Source organism: Streptomyces thermoviolaceus, from assembly GCF_045209695.1.
In the GTDB taxonomy this organism is placed as follows: Bacteria; Actinomycetota; Actinomycetes; order Streptomycetales; family Streptomycetaceae; genus Streptomyces; species Streptomyces thermoviolaceus.
Genome location: NZ_CP109280.1, coordinates 5,205,155 through 5,220,114 on the forward strand (window position 1 = coordinate 5,205,155; position 14,960 = coordinate 5,220,114).

A 14,960-nucleotide genomic window follows, 5' to 3' on the forward strand; every position below is an offset into this window, starting at 1 on the left:
TCCGTCCCGATCCGGCCGGACGCGTGACGGAGAGAACCGGCGACCCGTCAGCCGTTCGGCGCTCCTCGCGTCATCCGGCACGACGATCGCGTCCACAAGACCGCCGCCTGCGGCCCCGCGGACGCGGTGGCGTTCAGCCCCGTGCACGCACCGGCGGCTCGGGCACCACGGCCACCGGGCAGGGTGAGTGATGCAGGACGGTGTGGGCGACCCGGCCGAGCGGGAGCCCGGCATGCACCGCACGGCGGCCGGCTCCGATCACCAGCAGATCCGCCGTGGAGGCGAGGTCCAGCAGGACGTGCCGGGCCGGCCCGTCCACGAGGCGCTGCTGGATGGTCACCCCTTCAGGGATGTCTCGCAGCGCTGCCTCCAGGGCTTCGGCAGCCCGTCGTGCGGGTGCGTGGTCCGGCGCCGCGGCGGTCCCGCGACGGCCGACCGGTTCGTGCGCCGCGGGACGCCGCCGGGCCGTGACCACCTCCAGCACGGACCCACGCCGGTCCGCCTCCTCGGCGGCGAAGCGCACCGCTGCCCCGCTCGTGTCCCCTGCACCGACGACGATGCGTCCCTGCGCCGAGAGGCGGGCCGGGGGGTCCTGGTCACCGCGGACCACGATGACGGGACAGGCGGCATGGGCGGCCACGAACAGGCTGACCGAGCCGAGCAGCAGGGAGGGGACGCCACCGCGGCCCCGGCTGCCCACGGCCAGTGCCCAGGCGTGCTCGCTCTCCCGCACGAGTGCGTCCTCGGGCGATCCCGACAGGACAGCCGTGCTGATCGGCAGATCGGGCTGACGACGGCGGGCGCGGCGCGCCGCACCCCGGACGATGAGTTCCACGAGCTTTCCGGTGTCCGGGCTGCTGCTGCCTCCCGCGAACTCCGCGCTCTCGTAGCGCACCCACAGGGGCGCATACACCAGCCGCAGAGGCAGCCGACGCAGGGCCGCCTCGTCGGCCGCCCAGTCGACGGCCCGAAGAGCGCTTCCGGAGCCGTCCACACCGACGACCAGTGGCTGGTCCATCGTCCTCGCAGTCCCTCCGAGCGGGGCCGCCCAGCACTACCTTCATATCCGGTTCCTTCAGACGCAACAGGAACATCAGTGCTGGACGGTCGTGCGCCGCTGCTCCCGATCAGTGGACGGCTTCCCCCAGCCCGCTGTGCGCGACGTCCAGACCCGGCCTGCACCGAGGCCCGCACCCGCGAAACGGCCTTGCGCCGTCCTTCTCACCGGGGCGACGGCCCGGTCGGTTCCCAGGACCAGTCGACGACCTCCGGCAGATCCGTGCCGTGCTCACGGATCCAGGAGTGGTGGCGCAGCCGCACGTCTTCCATGCGCTGGCGCACGACCGAGGCGCGCACGGCGAGGCCAGGGACGCGGTCGATGACGTCCATGACGAGACGGTAGCGGTCCAGGTCGTTGGCGACCACCATGTCGAAGGGGGTGGTCGTGGTGCCGATCTCCTTGTAGCCGCGCACGTGCATGTGGCGGTGGCCGGTGCGGCGGTAGGCAAGGCGGTGGATCAGCCAGGGATAGCCGTGATACGCGAAGATCACCGGCTTGTCGGCGGTGAACAACCCGTCGTACTCGAAGTCGCTCATGCCGTGCGGGTGTTCCCCGCTGGGCATCAGCCGGGCGATGTCCACGACATTGACCACGCGCACGGACAGGTCGGGCAGGTGCCGCCGCAGCAGTTGGGCGGCGGCCAGCACCTCGAGCGTGGGCACGTCGCCCGCGCAGGCCAGGACGACGTCGGGCTCGCGGCTGCCGTTCTCGGTGCCGGCCCACTCCCAGACGCTCGCGCCGCGGGCGCAGTGCACCGTGGCGTCCTCGAGGGACAGCCAGTCGAAGCAGGGCTGCTTGCCGGCGACGATCACATTGACGTAGTCGCGGCTGCGCAGCACGTGATCGGTCACCGCCAGCAGGGTGTTGGCGTCCGGCGGGAAGTACACGCGCACCGCCTCGGGACTCTTGTTGAGGACGTGGTCGACGAAACCGGGATCCTGGTGGGAGAAGCCGTTGTGGTCCTGGCGCCACACATGGGAGGTCAGCAGATAGTTCAGCGAAGCGATGGGGGCGCGCCAGGTCAGGCGGCGGGTGGTGCGCAGCCACTTGATGTGCTGGTTGACCATCGAGTCCACGATGTGCACGAAGGCCTCGTAGCAGGAGAACAGCCCGTGCCGCCCGGTGAGGAGGTAGCCCTCCAACCAGCCCTGACAGGTGTGCTCGGAGAGTATCTCCATGACCCGGCCGTGCCGCTCGAGGTGTTCGTCCACGGGAAGCAGCCGCGCCTGCCAGGCCTTGCCGCTGGCCGCGTAGACGGCGTCCAGGCGGTTGGAGGCGGTCTCGTCGGGGCCGACGAGACGGAAGTCGCGCCGGTCGGCGGTGGCGGCCATGACGTCCCGCAGCAGCGCGCCGACGACACGGGTGGGTTCGTGCAGCGTGGCGCCGGGCCTGTCGACCTCGACGGCATACTTCCCCAACGGCGGCAGGGGCAGCTCGCGCAGCAGCAGTCCCCCGTTGGCGTAGGGGGTGGCGCCCAGCCGCCGGCGGCCGGCGGGGATGCAGGCCAGGACGTCCGCGCGGGGCACGCCGTGTTCGTCGAAGAGTTCCTCCGGGCGGTACGAGCGCAGCCACGCCTCCAGCTGCCGCAGGTGTGCCGGATCGTCGCGGACGGCGGCCAGCGGCACCTGGTGGGAGCGCCAGGTGCCCTCCACGGGCACCCCGTCGACCTCGGCCGGGCCGGTCCAGCCCTTGGGGGTGCGCAACACGATCATCGGCCAGCGGGGCCGGTCGGTGACACCGCCCTCGCGGGCGGCACGCCGGACGGTGTCGATGCGGTCGACGGCGGTGTCCAGCGCGGCGGCCAGGGCGCGGTGGACGGCGGCAGGCTCGTCGCCGGTGACGTGCAAGGGGTCGTGGCCGTAGCCCCGGAGAAGGGCGTCGAGATCGTCCTCGGGGAGCCGGGCGAGCACCGACGGATTGGCGATCTTGTACCCGTTGAGGTGGAGGATCGGCAGCACCGCTCCGTCGCCGACCGGGTCGAGGAACGCGGTGGAGTGCCAGGCGGCAGCCAGCGGCCCGGTCTCCGCCTCACCGTCCCCGATCACGCAGACCACCAGCAGGTCGGGGTTGTCCAGCGCGGCGCCGTAGGCGTGCGAGAGCGCGTAGCCGAGCTCGCCGCCTTCGTGGATGGACCCCGGGGTCTCGGGGGCCACATGGCTGGGCACCCCGCCGGGGAAGGAGAACTGCCGGAACAGCCGCGCCATGCCGGCCGCATCGCGCGTGACGTCCGGGTAGGTCTCGGAGTACGACCCCTCCAGCCAGGAGTTGGCCAGCACGGCGGGTCCGCCGTGGCCGGGCCCCCACACGCACAGGGTGTTCAGATCCCGGTTCTTGATGAGGCGGTCGAGGTGGGTGTGGATCATGTTCAGGCCCGGTGACGTCCCCCAGTGGCCGAGCAGCCGCGGCTTGACGTGCTCCGGGCGCAGCGGCTCGGTCAGCAGCGGGTTGTCCATGAGATAGATCTGACCGACCGAGAGGTAGTTCGCGGCACGCCAGTGCGCGTCCAGCGACCTCAGCTCGTCGTCGGTCAGCGGGGCAGGCGTCTGGCGCATGTCGCTGGACATCCGTGTTCCTTTCCGTGCCGGTGCGCAGCAGGCCGCGCGGAACGGTCGGTGCGCAGCCACACCCTTGTGACCGGCGGGTACCCGGAAGGACCTGCCGGACCACAGCGACCACAGCATCCGGGAGCGTCGGCACGGGACGGCGAGGACCGCCGCGTCGAGCACCTGCGGCACGGCGGCCGCGGACGGGCACGGACGACGGTCCCCGTCCGCTCCGGTCGACGGGGCTGTGACTCGTGCCCGCCTGCCGGTGGGGCGCGCGCCCGTTGCCGCGCCGTGCGGCGAGCGTGTGCCGGACCGACGCGGGAACGGGGCTCCGCGGTGTACGGAGCCCCGTCCGGCGTGGGTGCGGTCAGCTGGTGGGGAAGTCGTCCGGGGTGCTGATCCGGCTCTTGATCAGCGCACCGGACTCGGTCAGCACGTTGTCGCTGCTGTAGTCGCTGCCGGAGCAGGTGTCCGGCTTGAACGCCGCGGCGCCCTCGGGTGCGTCGGAGTAGTTCCAGTCCGCGTAACTGATCTTCAGCTGGTCGAGCAGGTCCAGCCACGCGGTGGTGCTCTCCCGGTCCACCTCGCCGTCACCGGTGGCGGTCACCGTGCCGAACTCGGACACGAACAGCGGCAGCTGCGAGGCCGCGCGGCTCACCGTGGTCCGGTAGTTGTCCTTGTGCGACGCGGCGTAGAAGTGGAACGCGTACATGATGTTGTCGGCGTTCACCGGGTCGGCGAGGATCTCGCTCTCGTCGGAGCCGTCCGAGACCCCCAGCGAGGACCAGCCGCGGGTGCCGACGATGACCACGGCGTCCGGGTCGGCCGCCCGGATCACCGGGATCACCTGCTCGGCGTACTGCTTGATGGCGGCCCAGCTCACGCCGTTGGGCTCGTTGGCGATCTCGTAGATCACGTTGTCCTTGGCGGCGTTGCGGGCGGCCACGGAGGCGAAGAAGGTCTTGGCGTGCTCGAGGTTGTAGTTGGGGTCACCGGGCGTCAGCGTGTGGAAGTCGATCAGGGCGTACAGGCCCCGGGCCTCGGCCTCGTCCACGAGGCTGTTCACCCGGCGGGTGAAGCCTTCCGGGTCGGTCTCGTAGCCGTCCTCCTGCACATACATGGCGATGCGGAGCAGGTCGGCCTTCCAGTCCCGCGCCAGCGCGTCCAGGGACGCGTCGTTGTAGCACTGGCTGAACCACTGCAGTCCGTGCGTGCTCATGCCGCGCAGCTGGATGGGACGGTCGTACTGGTTGCACAGGTGCACGCCGCAGACGTGGAGCCGGCCGTTGATCCCGACGGGCGTGCCGTCGTCGCCGGTGCCGGGCGGCGTGGTGCCGTCGGCGGAGCCGGTGCAGGCGACGCCGTTGAGTGCGAAGCCGGTCGGTGCGGGGTTGGCGTCGGTGAACGCACCGATGAAGCCGGCGTCGACCGAGGCGCCGGTGGCCAGCGAGCGGTTCCCTTCGGTGCCGACGGCGGTGACGGTGGAGCCGGACTGCGACCACGTGGCGTTCCAGCCCTGGACGACCTTCTGCCCGGCGTCCGGCAGGGTGAAGGTCAGCGTCCAGCCGTTCAGCGGATCACCGAGGTTCCTGATCCTCACTCCGGCCTGGAAGCCGCCCGGCCACTGGCCGGCGACGGTGTACTCCACCCGGCATCCGGCGGCGGCGGTCGCCGCCGGGCCGGCCAGCGCCACCAGCCCCAGCGCGGTGGCGAGGGCCGCCAGTAGTGCCATGAGACGTCTCACGCGTTCCTCCTGCATGACGAACCGACGTGACATCGTGCGGGACGAGCGAAGGGTGGGAGCGCTCCCATGAAGTGCATACGGCCCGAGACCGTACCGCCGTCGGGAGGGTGTGTACAGGGATGCGAACGGGCAAATTTGTCGCGAACCTGTCAGCGGGTCGGGTGGGCCGGCTGTGACCGAAGTCTCCGCCGCGCCGTCCGTGGCGGGTGGCAAGGTGGATGGGGGCCGTGGGCACGAGTCCGGCGGCCGGGGGGAGTCCATCGATCGACGACCGTTCCCCAGCCTTTTCCAGTGAGATGCCCATGACCGCGCACTCCGCCTCTGCCGGCCCTGTCACTCCCGTCCGCGTCCGCACCGGTGGCCCGAAGGGTGACGGCGACGGCCCCGCCCTCCTCGAGCACGTCCTCGGCTGGCTCCTCGTCGTGGTGATCGCGATGCTCGTCACCCGGCTCGGCCTGCTCTGAGACCCCCTGTTCCCCGGGGCGTGGAGCGCCTGGGAGCTTTCTTCAAGTAAGCGCTCGTTAACCGGTGACTGAGCGCCGCCCATCGGGCATACTCACTGCGCGCAGCCGCTGGTCAGCCGCTTCCGCGACCCGGAAAGCGCGAGCACCGGCCGGCCCCGAGGAACCCTCCGGCGGAGCCGCCCACCCAAGGCGTTCTTCCGCCACTGTGCCCGACAGGGAGGAGAGCGTCGCCATGCCCGACCGCGCCCCGCAGCCGGTGGACCGGCAACTGCCCACGGACGAGGCCCGGGAGCTGATCTCGCTCGTGCGTGACATCGCCCGGAACGAGATCGCCCCGAAGGCGGCCGAGGAGGAGGACGCCGGCCGTTTCCCCCGTGAGGTGTTCGGCCTCCTGTCCCGCTCGGGCCTGCTCGGCCTGCCCTACGACGCGGAGTACGGCGGCGGGGACCAGCCGTACGAGGTCTATCTGCAGGTCCTGGAGGAACTGGCCGCGGCCCGCCTGACCGTCGGCCTGGGCCTGAGCGTGCACACCCTGGCCTCCTACGCGCTCGCCACCTACGGCACCAAGGAGCAGCGGGCCGAGCATCTGCCCGCCGTGCTCGGCGGCGACCGGCTCGGCGCCTACGCCCTGTCCGAACCCACGTCCGGCTCGGACGCCGCCTCCCTGCGCACCAAGGCGGTCCGCGACGGCGACGACTGGGTGCTCACGGGCACCAAGGCGTGGATCACCCACGGCGGCATCGCCGACTTCTACACGGTCATGGCCCGCACCGGGCCGGACGGGGCGCGGGGCATCACCGCGTTCCTGGTGCCCGGCGACGCCGAGGGCCTGACCGCGGCACCGCCGGAGAAGAAGATGGGCCTGAAGGGCTCACCGACCGCGCAGATCCACCTCGACGGCGTCCGGATCCCCGACGAGCGGCGCATCGGCGAGGAAGGACAGGGCTTCGCCATCGCGCTGTCCGCGCTGGACTCCGGTCGGCTCGGCATCGCGGCCTGCGCCATCGGCCTGGCCCAGGCGGCCCTCGACGAGGCGGTGGCCTACGCCGCGGGGCGGCAGCAGTTCGGGCGGCCGATCTCCGACTTCCAGGGGCTGCGCTTCATGCTCGCCGACATGGCGACCCAGATCGAGGCCGGCCGTGCGCTGTACCTGGCCGCGGCACGGCTGCGCGACGCGGGCCGGCCGTTCGCCCGCGAGGCCGCCATGGCCAAGCTGTTCTGCACGGACACGGCGATGAGGGTGACCACCGACGCGGTGCAGGTGCTCGGCGGCTACGGCTACACCGCCGACTTCCCGGTCGAGCGCTACATGCGGGAGGCCAAGGTGCTGCAGATCGTCGAGGGCACCAACCAGATCCAGCGCATGGTCATCGCCCGTCACGTCGCGGGTCCCGAGAGTCGCTGAACAGGCCGAGCCCCGGGAACGGCGCGGCGAGCCGGGTCCACTCCGGGTCGTGGCGGCCCGGCAGCATCCGGCCGCGGTCGGCCCAGGTGCGCACCAGGTCGCGGTAGATCGGCGGATCCGCCGACGGGGCCGGCACGGGCGGCAGCGGTGCCGCGGGCTGCGGCACGACGATCCGGCGCCGGCGTGGGCCGGCCGTGGCGATACGGGTCATACCTGGGCAACGCGTCACGGCGGGCCCGGGTCACTGTCGACGGAATCGTGCGTGCGTGCACCGGCGTCCGTGCCGGTGCCGCCGCGCCGCTCACGGGCTCCCGCCTCCGGTGTGCCGCGCCGCCCGCGGCGCCCACGGGATCCCGTGGCGGGGCGGCCGGTGCGCCCCGGTGCGGAGCGCCGACGCCGGGCAGGGCGCCTCGGCGGCTCGAACGGCCCGACGGCTCAGGCGGCCCGACGGCGCAGCGTCGGGACCGGCACGCGCATCGGACGGGTGCCCGGGCCGCCCACGTGGGAGAAGGGCTGCATCCGCCAGTCGAGTCCCTGAGGGAGCGTCAGCACCACGGCGGTCTTCTCCTCCTGCGGGGTGAAGGTCTCGCTCGCCGGACGGGCGTCGGACGCCTTGCGTCCGGTGCCCGAGCAGACCGTCGCGCCGAACGGGTTCCACGGCGAGGCGCACCGTGCGTGCTGCGGCAGCACCTCGTCGTCCGGCAGCAGGGCGATGGGCTGGGCGCACTCCGGGCAGATCACCCGGTACACCTCGGTGTCGTGGTCGTCGAACTCCTCGGCGTCGCCGTCGTCGAACGCGGCGCTGTCCGGCAGGAGTTCGAGAACCTGCTGCTGCCGCTTGGACACGGGACGGCGCTTGACACTGTGCATGGGATTCTCCCCCTAGAGCTGGGCCGTGAGGCGCTCGGCCTCGACCACAGCAAGCACTTCCCGTCCGCTCACGGCGGTAATCACGGAAGCATTACGAACGGCACCGGCACGGTGTGGTGTTGCTCACATACGGGCAGGGGGAGTGCGCCGCGGGTGACGCGACCGGCGCGGAGCCGCGCGCGCCCTGTAGGTTCTTGCGCCATGGAGGAGCTGGACCGACAGATCGTGCAGCTGCTCGTCAAGGACGGGCGGATGAGCTACACCGACCTGGGCAAGGCCACGGGCCTGTCCACCTCGGCCGTGCACCAGCGGGTGCGGCGGCTGGAACAGCGTGGCGTCATCCGCGGATACGCCGCGGTCGTCGACCCCGAGGCCGTGGGACTGCCCCTGACGGCGTTCATCTCGGTGAAGCCCTTCGACCCCAGTGCCCCCGACGACATCGCCGACCGCCTCGCCGGAGTGCCGGAGATCGAGGCCTGCCACAGCGTGGCGGGCGACGAGAACTACATCCTCAAGGTGCGCGTGGCCACCCCCCACGAGCTGGAGGAGCTGCTCGCCCGCGTGCGCAGCCTGGCCGGCGTGTCGACCCGGACGACGGTGGTGCTGTCCACGCCGTACGAGGCGCGTCCGCCGCGCATCTGACCGCCGTCGGCGCCGTGCGCGTCGTCCGCCGCCCTGCGTGCCGGGCCGCACCGGTGACGCGCGAGACTGGTGCGCATGAGTGAGCGCACCGCCGAACCCCGTACCGTCCTCCTCCGCCGCGGGGAGATCCACAGCCCCGCCGACCCGTTCGCCACCGCGATGGTCGTCGAGTCGGGGCACATCGCCTGGGTCGGGTCCGAGGGCGCGGCCGATGCCTTCGCGGACGGCGTCGAGGAGGTGATCGACCTCGACGGTGCCCTGGTCACCCCGGCGTTCACCGACGCCCATGTGCACACCACCGCCACCGGCCTGGCGCTCACCGGGCTGGACCTGTCCGACGCGCCCTCGCTGGAGGCGGCCCTGGCCCGGGTGCGGGAGTTCGCCGCCGCCCGGCCGCACGACCGGGTCCTGCTCGGTCACGGCTGGGACGCGGCCCGCTGGCCCGGCGGGCGCCCGCCGACCCGCGCGGAACTGGACGAGGCCACCGGCGGCCGCCCGCTGTACCTCAGCCGCATCGACGTGCACTCCGCGGTCGTCACCACCGCGCTGCTCGACCTGGTGCCCGGCCTCGGCCCGGTGGACGGCCCGCTGACCGGCGACGCCCACCACGCCGTGCGCGCGGTCGCCCACGGTGCGATCACCCCGGCGCAGCGGGCCGAGGCGCAGCGCGCCGCGCTCGCCCACGCGGCCTCCCTCGGCATCGGCGCCGTGCACGAGTGCGGCGGCCCGGACATCTCCGGCGAGGACGACTTCACCGCCCTGCTGAAGCTCGCCGCGCAGGAGCCCGGCCCGCGGGTCGTGGGCTACTGGGCGGAGCGGGACGTGGACAAGGCCCGGGAGCTGGGCGCGGCCGGCGCCGCCGGCGACCTGTTCGTCGACGGCTCCATCGGCTCGCACACCGCCTGCCTGCACGCGCCGTACGCCGACGCCGACCACACCGGCACGGCGCACCTGGACGCCGACGCGGTCGCCGCGCACGTCGTCGCCTGCACCGAGGCGGGCCTGCAGGCCGGCTTCCACGCCATCGGCGACGCGGCCGTCACCTCGGTCGTCGAGGGCGTGCGGGCCGCCGCGCAGAAGGTCGGCCTGGCCCGCATCCGAGCCGCCCGGCACCGCGTGGAGCACGCCGAGATGCTCACCGGGCAGACCATCGCGGCCTTCGCCGAACTGGGCCTGACGGCGTCCGTGCAGCCCGCGTTCGACGCGCTGTGGGGCGGCGCGGACGGCATGTACGCCCAGCGGCTGGGCGCCGAGCGGGCCCGCACCCTCAACCCGTTCGCGGCCCTGCTGCGCGCGGGCGTGCCGCTCGCCTTCGGTTCCGACAGCCCGGTCACCCCGCTGGACCCCTGGGGCACCGTCCGGGCCGCCGCGTTCCACCGCACTCCCGAACACCGGGTCTCGGTGCGTGCCGCGTTCACCGCGCACACCCGTGGCGGCTGGCGGGCGATCGGACGGGACGACGCGGGCGTCCTGGTGCCCGGCGCGCCCGCGGACTACGCCGTGTGGCGGACCGGCGCGCTCGTCGTCCAGGCCCCCGACGACCGGGTGGCCCGCTGGTCGACCGACCCGCGCTCGGGCACCCCCGGGCTGCCCGACCTCACCCCCGGCCAGGAGCTGCCCGTGTGCCTGCGGACGGTCGTGGGCGGGCGGACGGTGTTCGTACGGCCGGGCGAGTGATCTGACCGCACGCTTCGGAGCGGATCCGGTCCCGGCCCGCCCCCCGCCTCCCCTCGCGCTACCTGCGCTTTGTCCGCTCCGGCCCGCGGCGGGTGCCCCGTCCGGCGTGCCGGGCGGCTGTTTGACAGGCGGCGGCGGGGGGCCGGTAGGTTCTGCCGCGTCCACCACCGGACGCCCGGCCTGGGAACTTCCGTGCCCGCGTCGCAGTGCCGCTGGGTCAGGGACGGTGTGCCGTACCGGGACACCGTCACGGGAGCCAGGCGCAGCGCCCGCGGCGGCGGGGGAGACGTTCCGGACGGTCGGCAGGTGTGACCCGGGTGGGGCCCGGGTGCTCAGTAGACAACGGCTCTCGGTCGACCCGCAGCCAGCGGGTCCCAGGTCGGCCCGAAGGGCACCGGGCCCCGTCCGCAGGCCGGCGGATCCCGGACCCGCGGCGGTCGTGTCGCGGTCCGCCGCGGCCGGGCGCGGGCCCTCGCGGCCGCACGGGGGTGCGGCGGACCGCAGGGGAGGGGGCCGGTTCGCCCCGCTTGCGCCGCACCGGCGCCACCGCACGGCCGTGGTGGCACATCCCCGCAGGCCCTGACCACTAAGGTGGTGCCCTGCGTTCGGACATGAAGGGGCAGCAGTGAACGACGGCGAGGGCACCCGCGCGGAACGGGGCCGGCAGAGGCGGTTCGGTCCGCTCGGCACCACGCTGGTGATCATCCCGACCTACAACGAGGCGGAGAACATCAAGGCCATCGTGGGCCGGGTGCGCAAGGCCGTTCCCGAGGCGCACGTCCTGGTGGCCGACGACAACAGCCCCGACGGCACCGGCAAGCTCGCCGACGAACTGGCCGCCGAGGACGAGCAGATCCACGTCCTGCACCGCAAGGGCAAGGAGGGCCTGGGCGCCGCCTACCTCGCGGGCTTCCGCTGGGGCCTGGAGCGCGACTTCGGCGTGCTGGTCGAGATGGACGCCGACGGTTCCCACCAGCCCGAGGAGCTGCCCCGGCTGCTGACCGCCCTCAAGGGCGCCGACCTGGTGCTCGGCTCGCGCTGGGTGCCGGGCGGACGTGTGGTGAACTGGCCCAAGGGCCGCGAGTTCATCTCCCGCGGCGGCAGCCTGTACTCCCGTCTCGCCCTGGACCTGCCGCTGCGGGACATCACCGGCGGCTACCGGGCCTTCCGGCGGGAGACGCTCGAGGGCCTGGGCCTGGACGACGTCGCCTCCCAGGGCTACTGCTTCCAGGTCGACCTGGCGCGGCGCGCGGTGAAGGCCGGCTACCACGTCGTCGAGGTCCCCATCACCTTCGTCGAGCGGGAGCTGGGCGACTCCAAGATGAGCCGCGACATCCTCGTGGAGGCGCTGTGGCGGGTCACCGCCTGGGGCGTGGGCGAGCGGGTGGACAGGATCACCGGCAAGAAGGGCCCGGCGTCCCGGCCGTAGCGCTCGTCCGGTTCCGGCCCCGGCTCTTATCCGGTCCTGAGCCGGGGTTCGGCACACTGGGAGCATGACGACAGGCGCTTCGACCTCCTCGTACACCACCCACCCCGCGCGCTCCCGGCTGCGCAGGTATCTGCCGGCGGCCCTCGTGGTCTGGCTGGTGCTGGAGGTCTGGCTGCTGAGCCTGGTCGCCGGGGCGGCGAACGGGTTCACGGTCTTCCTGCTGCTGGTCGCGACCTTCGTGGCCGGTGCCGCGGTGATCAAGCGGGCGGGCCGGCGCGCCTTCCGGGATCTCGACGCCACCCTGCGCCACGGCGCGGTTCCGTCCGGGCGCCGGGGCGGCAACGGCCTGACGATGCTGGCCGGGCTGCTGCTGATGATCCCCGGCATGATCTCCGACGCCGCGGGACTGCTCCTGCTGATCCCGCCGGTCCAGCGGCTGGTGAGCCGGCGCGTGGAGCGGTCGGTCGACCGCCGGCTGCGCCGGGCCGGCGTCGGCCCGCTGGGCGACACCTTCGCATGGGTCCGCACCGACGGTCCCGGCGGCCCCGGCGGCAAGGTGGTCCCGGGCGAGGTGATCCGGCAGGAGCCCGAGGACGGTCCGGACCAGCAGCGCCCGCCGCTGACCCGCTGAGAGGCCGTCGGTGACCCGCCGAGCGGCGTCCTCCGGCCTTCGTTGAGCATGACAAGGGGCCGTGTCCCGGAGCGAACCGCTCGGGGCGCGGCCCCCTCCGGTGCGGCGGGTGCTGCCTGCCGCCTGTGCGGAACACGACAAAAGCCGCGGGCGCCGTACGTCCCCTGAAAAGACGTACGGCGCCCGCGGCCCTGTCGGAGGAATGTGCCGGACGAGCCGGCACACATCCGCGCGAGGACTAGGCGCTCTTGCGGCTGTCCCGCGGATGGACGGCGATGTTCATCGCACCGGAGCGCAGAACGGCGAGGCGCTCCTCGAGGACCTCTTCGAGCTCCTCACGGGTGCGCCGCTCCATCAGCATGTCCCAGTGCGTACGCGCCGGCTTGGCCTTCTTCTCCTCCGGCCCGTCGCCGTCCACCAGGAGTGCCTGGCCCCCGCAGACCTTGCACTCCCACTCCGGCGGGATCTCCGCCTCGACCGAGAAGGGCATCTCGAAACGGTGCCCCTTCTCGCATGCGTACTCCACGGCCTGGCGCGGGGCCAGGTCGATACCGCGGTCGGTCTCGTAGCTGGTCACCACGAGGCGCGTGCCGCGAAGAGCTCGCTCACTCATGAATCGTGCCTCCCGGGCTGGTCGCCCACAGGACAGGTGTCGCTGTCGTCGTCATCCGGTCAACGTCCGGTCGGCGGTGAAGATTCCCGTTCCGAGTCCCGTTCCGGGGTCATGCGTCGCCGTCGTAGCCGCAGCCTGGTCTCCAGTGCAGTACCCACCGGCGCCCGGTTTGTCACGTCTGCCAGGTGTTGTCACCCAGCGTTCCGGCACCTTCGGCGCGCAGTAACGGTACGCCTGGGGCAGGCCGAACGCGTACGGTACCGTTCTCGCGCGCCGAGTGCTAATCCTTCGGCCGGAGCGTTGCGCCGGGCGCTCCGGCGCGCGGGGGTCCGCAGCGGGCTCAGAGCCACACGCCGCGCTCCTCCATCACCTGCCGCAGCGTGCCGAGAGCGTCGGTCACGATGCCGTCCACGCCCAGGTCCAGCAGCCGGTGCATCGTCGCCGCGTCGTTCACCGTCCACACGTGCACCTGCAGCCCCCGCGCGTGCGCGGCCCGGACGAACCGCGCGTCGGCCACCGGCACACCCCACCGGGCGAGCGGCACCTGCACCGCCACGGCCGGCCGGCGCGGTGCCGCCGGCAGCCCCCAGGAGCCCAGCCGCAGCGCCAGCACCCCGCGTGTGCCGTACGACGTCGCCAGGCGCGGCCCGGCCAGCCGCTGCGCCCGCGCCACCCGCGCCTCGGAGAACGAGCCGACGCACACCCGCTCCCAGGCGTCCGCGCGCTCGATCAGCTCCAGCAGGGGGCGCAGCGCACCGTCCGCCTTGACGTCCACGTTCCAGCGCGCCCCGGGGAAGGCCGCCAGCAGCTCCTCGAAGAGCGGCACCGGCTCCCGTCCGCCCACGCGGGCGAGGCGCACCCGGTCCCAGGGCAGGTCGGCGATCCGGCCCGAGGCGTCGGTCACCCGGTCCAGGACGGCGTCGTGGAAGGCGACCAGCCGCCCGTCCGCCGTGGCGTGCACATCGGTCTCCAGGTACCGGTAGCCCGCCGCGACCGCCCGACGGAACTGGGCCAGGGTGTTCTCCGGGCCGTCGGCCGCCCCGCCTCGGTGCGCGAAGGCGAGGGGCCCGGGATGGTCGAGGAACGGGTGGCGGGCGGGCGCGGTCACGGGTGCAGTATCACCCGCTCGGGTGAGGGCGGGGCAACGGCCCGGGGATCGGAGGCGGCCTTGCGGACGGCGAACAGGCGCAGGAACAGCTGGGCCAGCGGGCCGATCGACACCGCGTACAGCACGGTGCCCACCCCGGCCGTCCCGCCCAGGAGGAACCCGGTGACGACGACCGTCACCTCCACCACGGTCCGCATCAGCCGGATCGAGCGCCCGGTACGCCGGTGCAGGCCGGTCATGAGCCCGTCCCTGGGGCCGGGACCCCACCCCGCGGCGATGTACAGCCCCGTCGCCGCACCGTTGAGCACGATCCCCGCCACCAGCTCGGGGACGCGTACGGCCAGGGCGTGCACGCCGGGCAGCAGGGCGAGGGTGCCGTCCATGACCAGGCCCACGACGAGGACGTCGCCGAGCGTGCCGAGGCCCGGGCGCTGCCGCAGCGGTATCCACAGCAGCAGCACCAGCGCGCCCGTCAGGATCGTCACCACGCCGATGCTCAGCCCGGTCCGCTCGGCGAGTCCCTCGTGCAGCACGTTCCAGGGGCCCAGCCCGAGGCCCGACGCCACGACGAGCGCGGAACTGACGCCGTACAGCACGAGGCCGACGACGAGCTGGACGCCGCGCCGGACCAGGCGGCGCGACCGGGGCGGGGCAGCGGACACAGCGGTCCCCCTCACGGTGGGTGATGATGGACGTGGCCTGGTCGTGCCACTCTGTGGCCGCGCGCAGAAGGTCATCCACGGCCAATTCGAGGAAGGTGGACTGGTTCGC

At 73.3% G+C, this 14,960-nt stretch carries 14 protein-coding genes; 6 read left to right on the plus strand and 8 right to left on the minus strand.

Annotated elements, in window-relative coordinates:
* Positions 1-133 precede the first annotated feature (133 nt).
* The 3 genes from OG899_RS22720 to OG899_RS22730 form a co-directional block, all read right to left on the minus strand.
* Entirely contained in the window at positions 134-1,018 is an 885-nt protein-coding gene (locus tag OG899_RS22720; protein ID WP_125496047.1) for a universal stress protein, read from the minus strand.
* A gap of 203 nt (positions 1,019-1,221) precedes the next feature.
* Positions 1,222-3,624: a phosphoketolase gene (locus tag OG899_RS22725; RefSeq protein ID WP_168130712.1), complete on the minus strand. Its 2,403-nt coding sequence runs from the start codon at positions 3,622-3,624 to the stop codon at positions 1,222-1,224.
* Between the two features lie 349 nt (positions 3,625-3,973).
* On the minus strand, positions 3,974-5,350 hold the full coding sequence (locus OG899_RS22730; protein WP_406311126.1) for a cellulase family glycosylhydrolase: 1,377 nt from the start codon (positions 5,348-5,350) through the stop codon (positions 3,974-3,976).
* A 302-nt stretch (positions 5,351-5,652) separates the two neighbouring features.
* Here OG899_RS22730 and OG899_RS22735 point away from each other — a divergent pair, with 302 nt between their 5' ends.
* Both OG899_RS22735 and OG899_RS22740 read left to right on the plus strand, forming a co-directional pair.
* Positions 5,653-5,814: an SCO1431 family membrane protein gene (locus OG899_RS22735; protein WP_125496044.1), complete on the plus strand. Its 162-nt coding sequence runs from the start codon at positions 5,653-5,655 to the stop codon at positions 5,812-5,814.
* Between the two features lie 232 nt (positions 5,815-6,046).
* Positions 6,047-7,219 (plus strand): acyl-CoA dehydrogenase, encoded by a 1,173-nt coding sequence (locus tag OG899_RS22740; RefSeq protein WP_125496043.1) that lies wholly within the window; start codon positions 6,047-6,049, stop codon positions 7,217-7,219.
* On the opposite strand, the gene OG899_RS22745 is transcribed toward OG899_RS22740, so the two are convergent.
* Both OG899_RS22745 and OG899_RS22750 read right to left on the minus strand, forming a co-directional pair.
* Positions 7,182-7,430, minus strand: a complete 249-nt coding sequence (locus tag OG899_RS22745; protein ID WP_185867765.1) for a hypothetical protein — start codon at positions 7,428-7,430, stop codon at positions 7,182-7,184. The genes OG899_RS22740 and OG899_RS22745 overlap by 38 nt on opposite strands.
* A gap of 224 nt (positions 7,431-7,654) precedes the next feature.
* Positions 7,655-8,089: a hypothetical protein gene (locus OG899_RS22750; RefSeq protein ID WP_125496042.1), complete on the minus strand. Its 435-nt coding sequence runs from the start codon at positions 8,087-8,089 to the stop codon at positions 7,655-7,657.
* A gap of 201 nt (positions 8,090-8,290) precedes the next feature.
* Here OG899_RS22750 and OG899_RS22755 point away from each other — a divergent pair, with 201 nt between their 5' ends.
* The 4 genes from OG899_RS22755 to fxsA all read left to right on the plus strand — a co-directional run bounded on the left by OG899_RS22755 (position 8,291) and on the right by fxsA (position 12,468).
* Complete coding sequence (locus OG899_RS22755; protein WP_029382997.1) at positions 8,291-8,731, plus strand: Lrp/AsnC family transcriptional regulator; 441 nt, start codon at positions 8,291-8,293, stop codon at positions 8,729-8,731.
* Positions 8,732-8,806: 75 nt separating this feature from the next.
* Positions 8,807-10,408, plus strand: coding sequence for an amidohydrolase (locus OG899_RS22760; protein ID WP_125496041.1), 1,602 nt, complete (start codon positions 8,807-8,809; stop codon positions 10,406-10,408).
* Between the two features lie 625 nt (positions 10,409-11,033).
* Positions 11,034-11,837 (plus strand): polyprenol monophosphomannose synthase, encoded by an 804-nt coding sequence (locus OG899_RS22765; protein ID WP_125496040.1) that lies wholly within the window; start codon positions 11,034-11,036, stop codon positions 11,835-11,837.
* A gap of 64 nt (positions 11,838-11,901) precedes the next feature.
* Positions 11,902-12,468 carry an FxsA family membrane protein gene (gene fxsA / locus OG899_RS22770; RefSeq protein WP_125496039.1) on the plus strand — a complete coding sequence of 189 codons (567 nt, stop codon included), beginning with the start codon at positions 11,902-11,904 and terminating at the stop codon, positions 12,466-12,468.
* A 238-nt stretch (positions 12,469-12,706) separates the two neighbouring features.
* Here the strand turns inward: fxsA and OG899_RS22775 are convergent, their stop codons facing one another.
* From OG899_RS22775 to OG899_RS22785, 3 genes are all read right to left on the minus strand, one after another.
* On the minus strand, positions 12,707-13,081 hold the full coding sequence (locus OG899_RS22775) for an RNA polymerase-binding protein RbpA (RefSeq protein WP_125496038.1): 375 nt from the start codon (positions 13,079-13,081) through the stop codon (positions 12,707-12,709).
* A gap of 340 nt (positions 13,082-13,421) precedes the next feature.
* Complete coding sequence (locus OG899_RS22780; RefSeq protein ID WP_125496037.1) at positions 13,422-14,189, minus strand: glycerophosphodiester phosphodiesterase; 768 nt, start codon at positions 14,187-14,189, stop codon at positions 13,422-13,424.
* The gene (locus OG899_RS22785) at positions 14,186-14,926 is read right to left on the minus strand and encodes a YitT family protein (RefSeq protein WP_229813823.1); all 741 of its coding nucleotides are present in this window, start codon (positions 14,924-14,926) and stop codon (positions 14,186-14,188) included. The genes OG899_RS22780 and OG899_RS22785 overlap by 4 nt, the downstream gene beginning before the upstream one ends.
* Positions 14,927-14,960 lie beyond the last annotated feature (34 nt).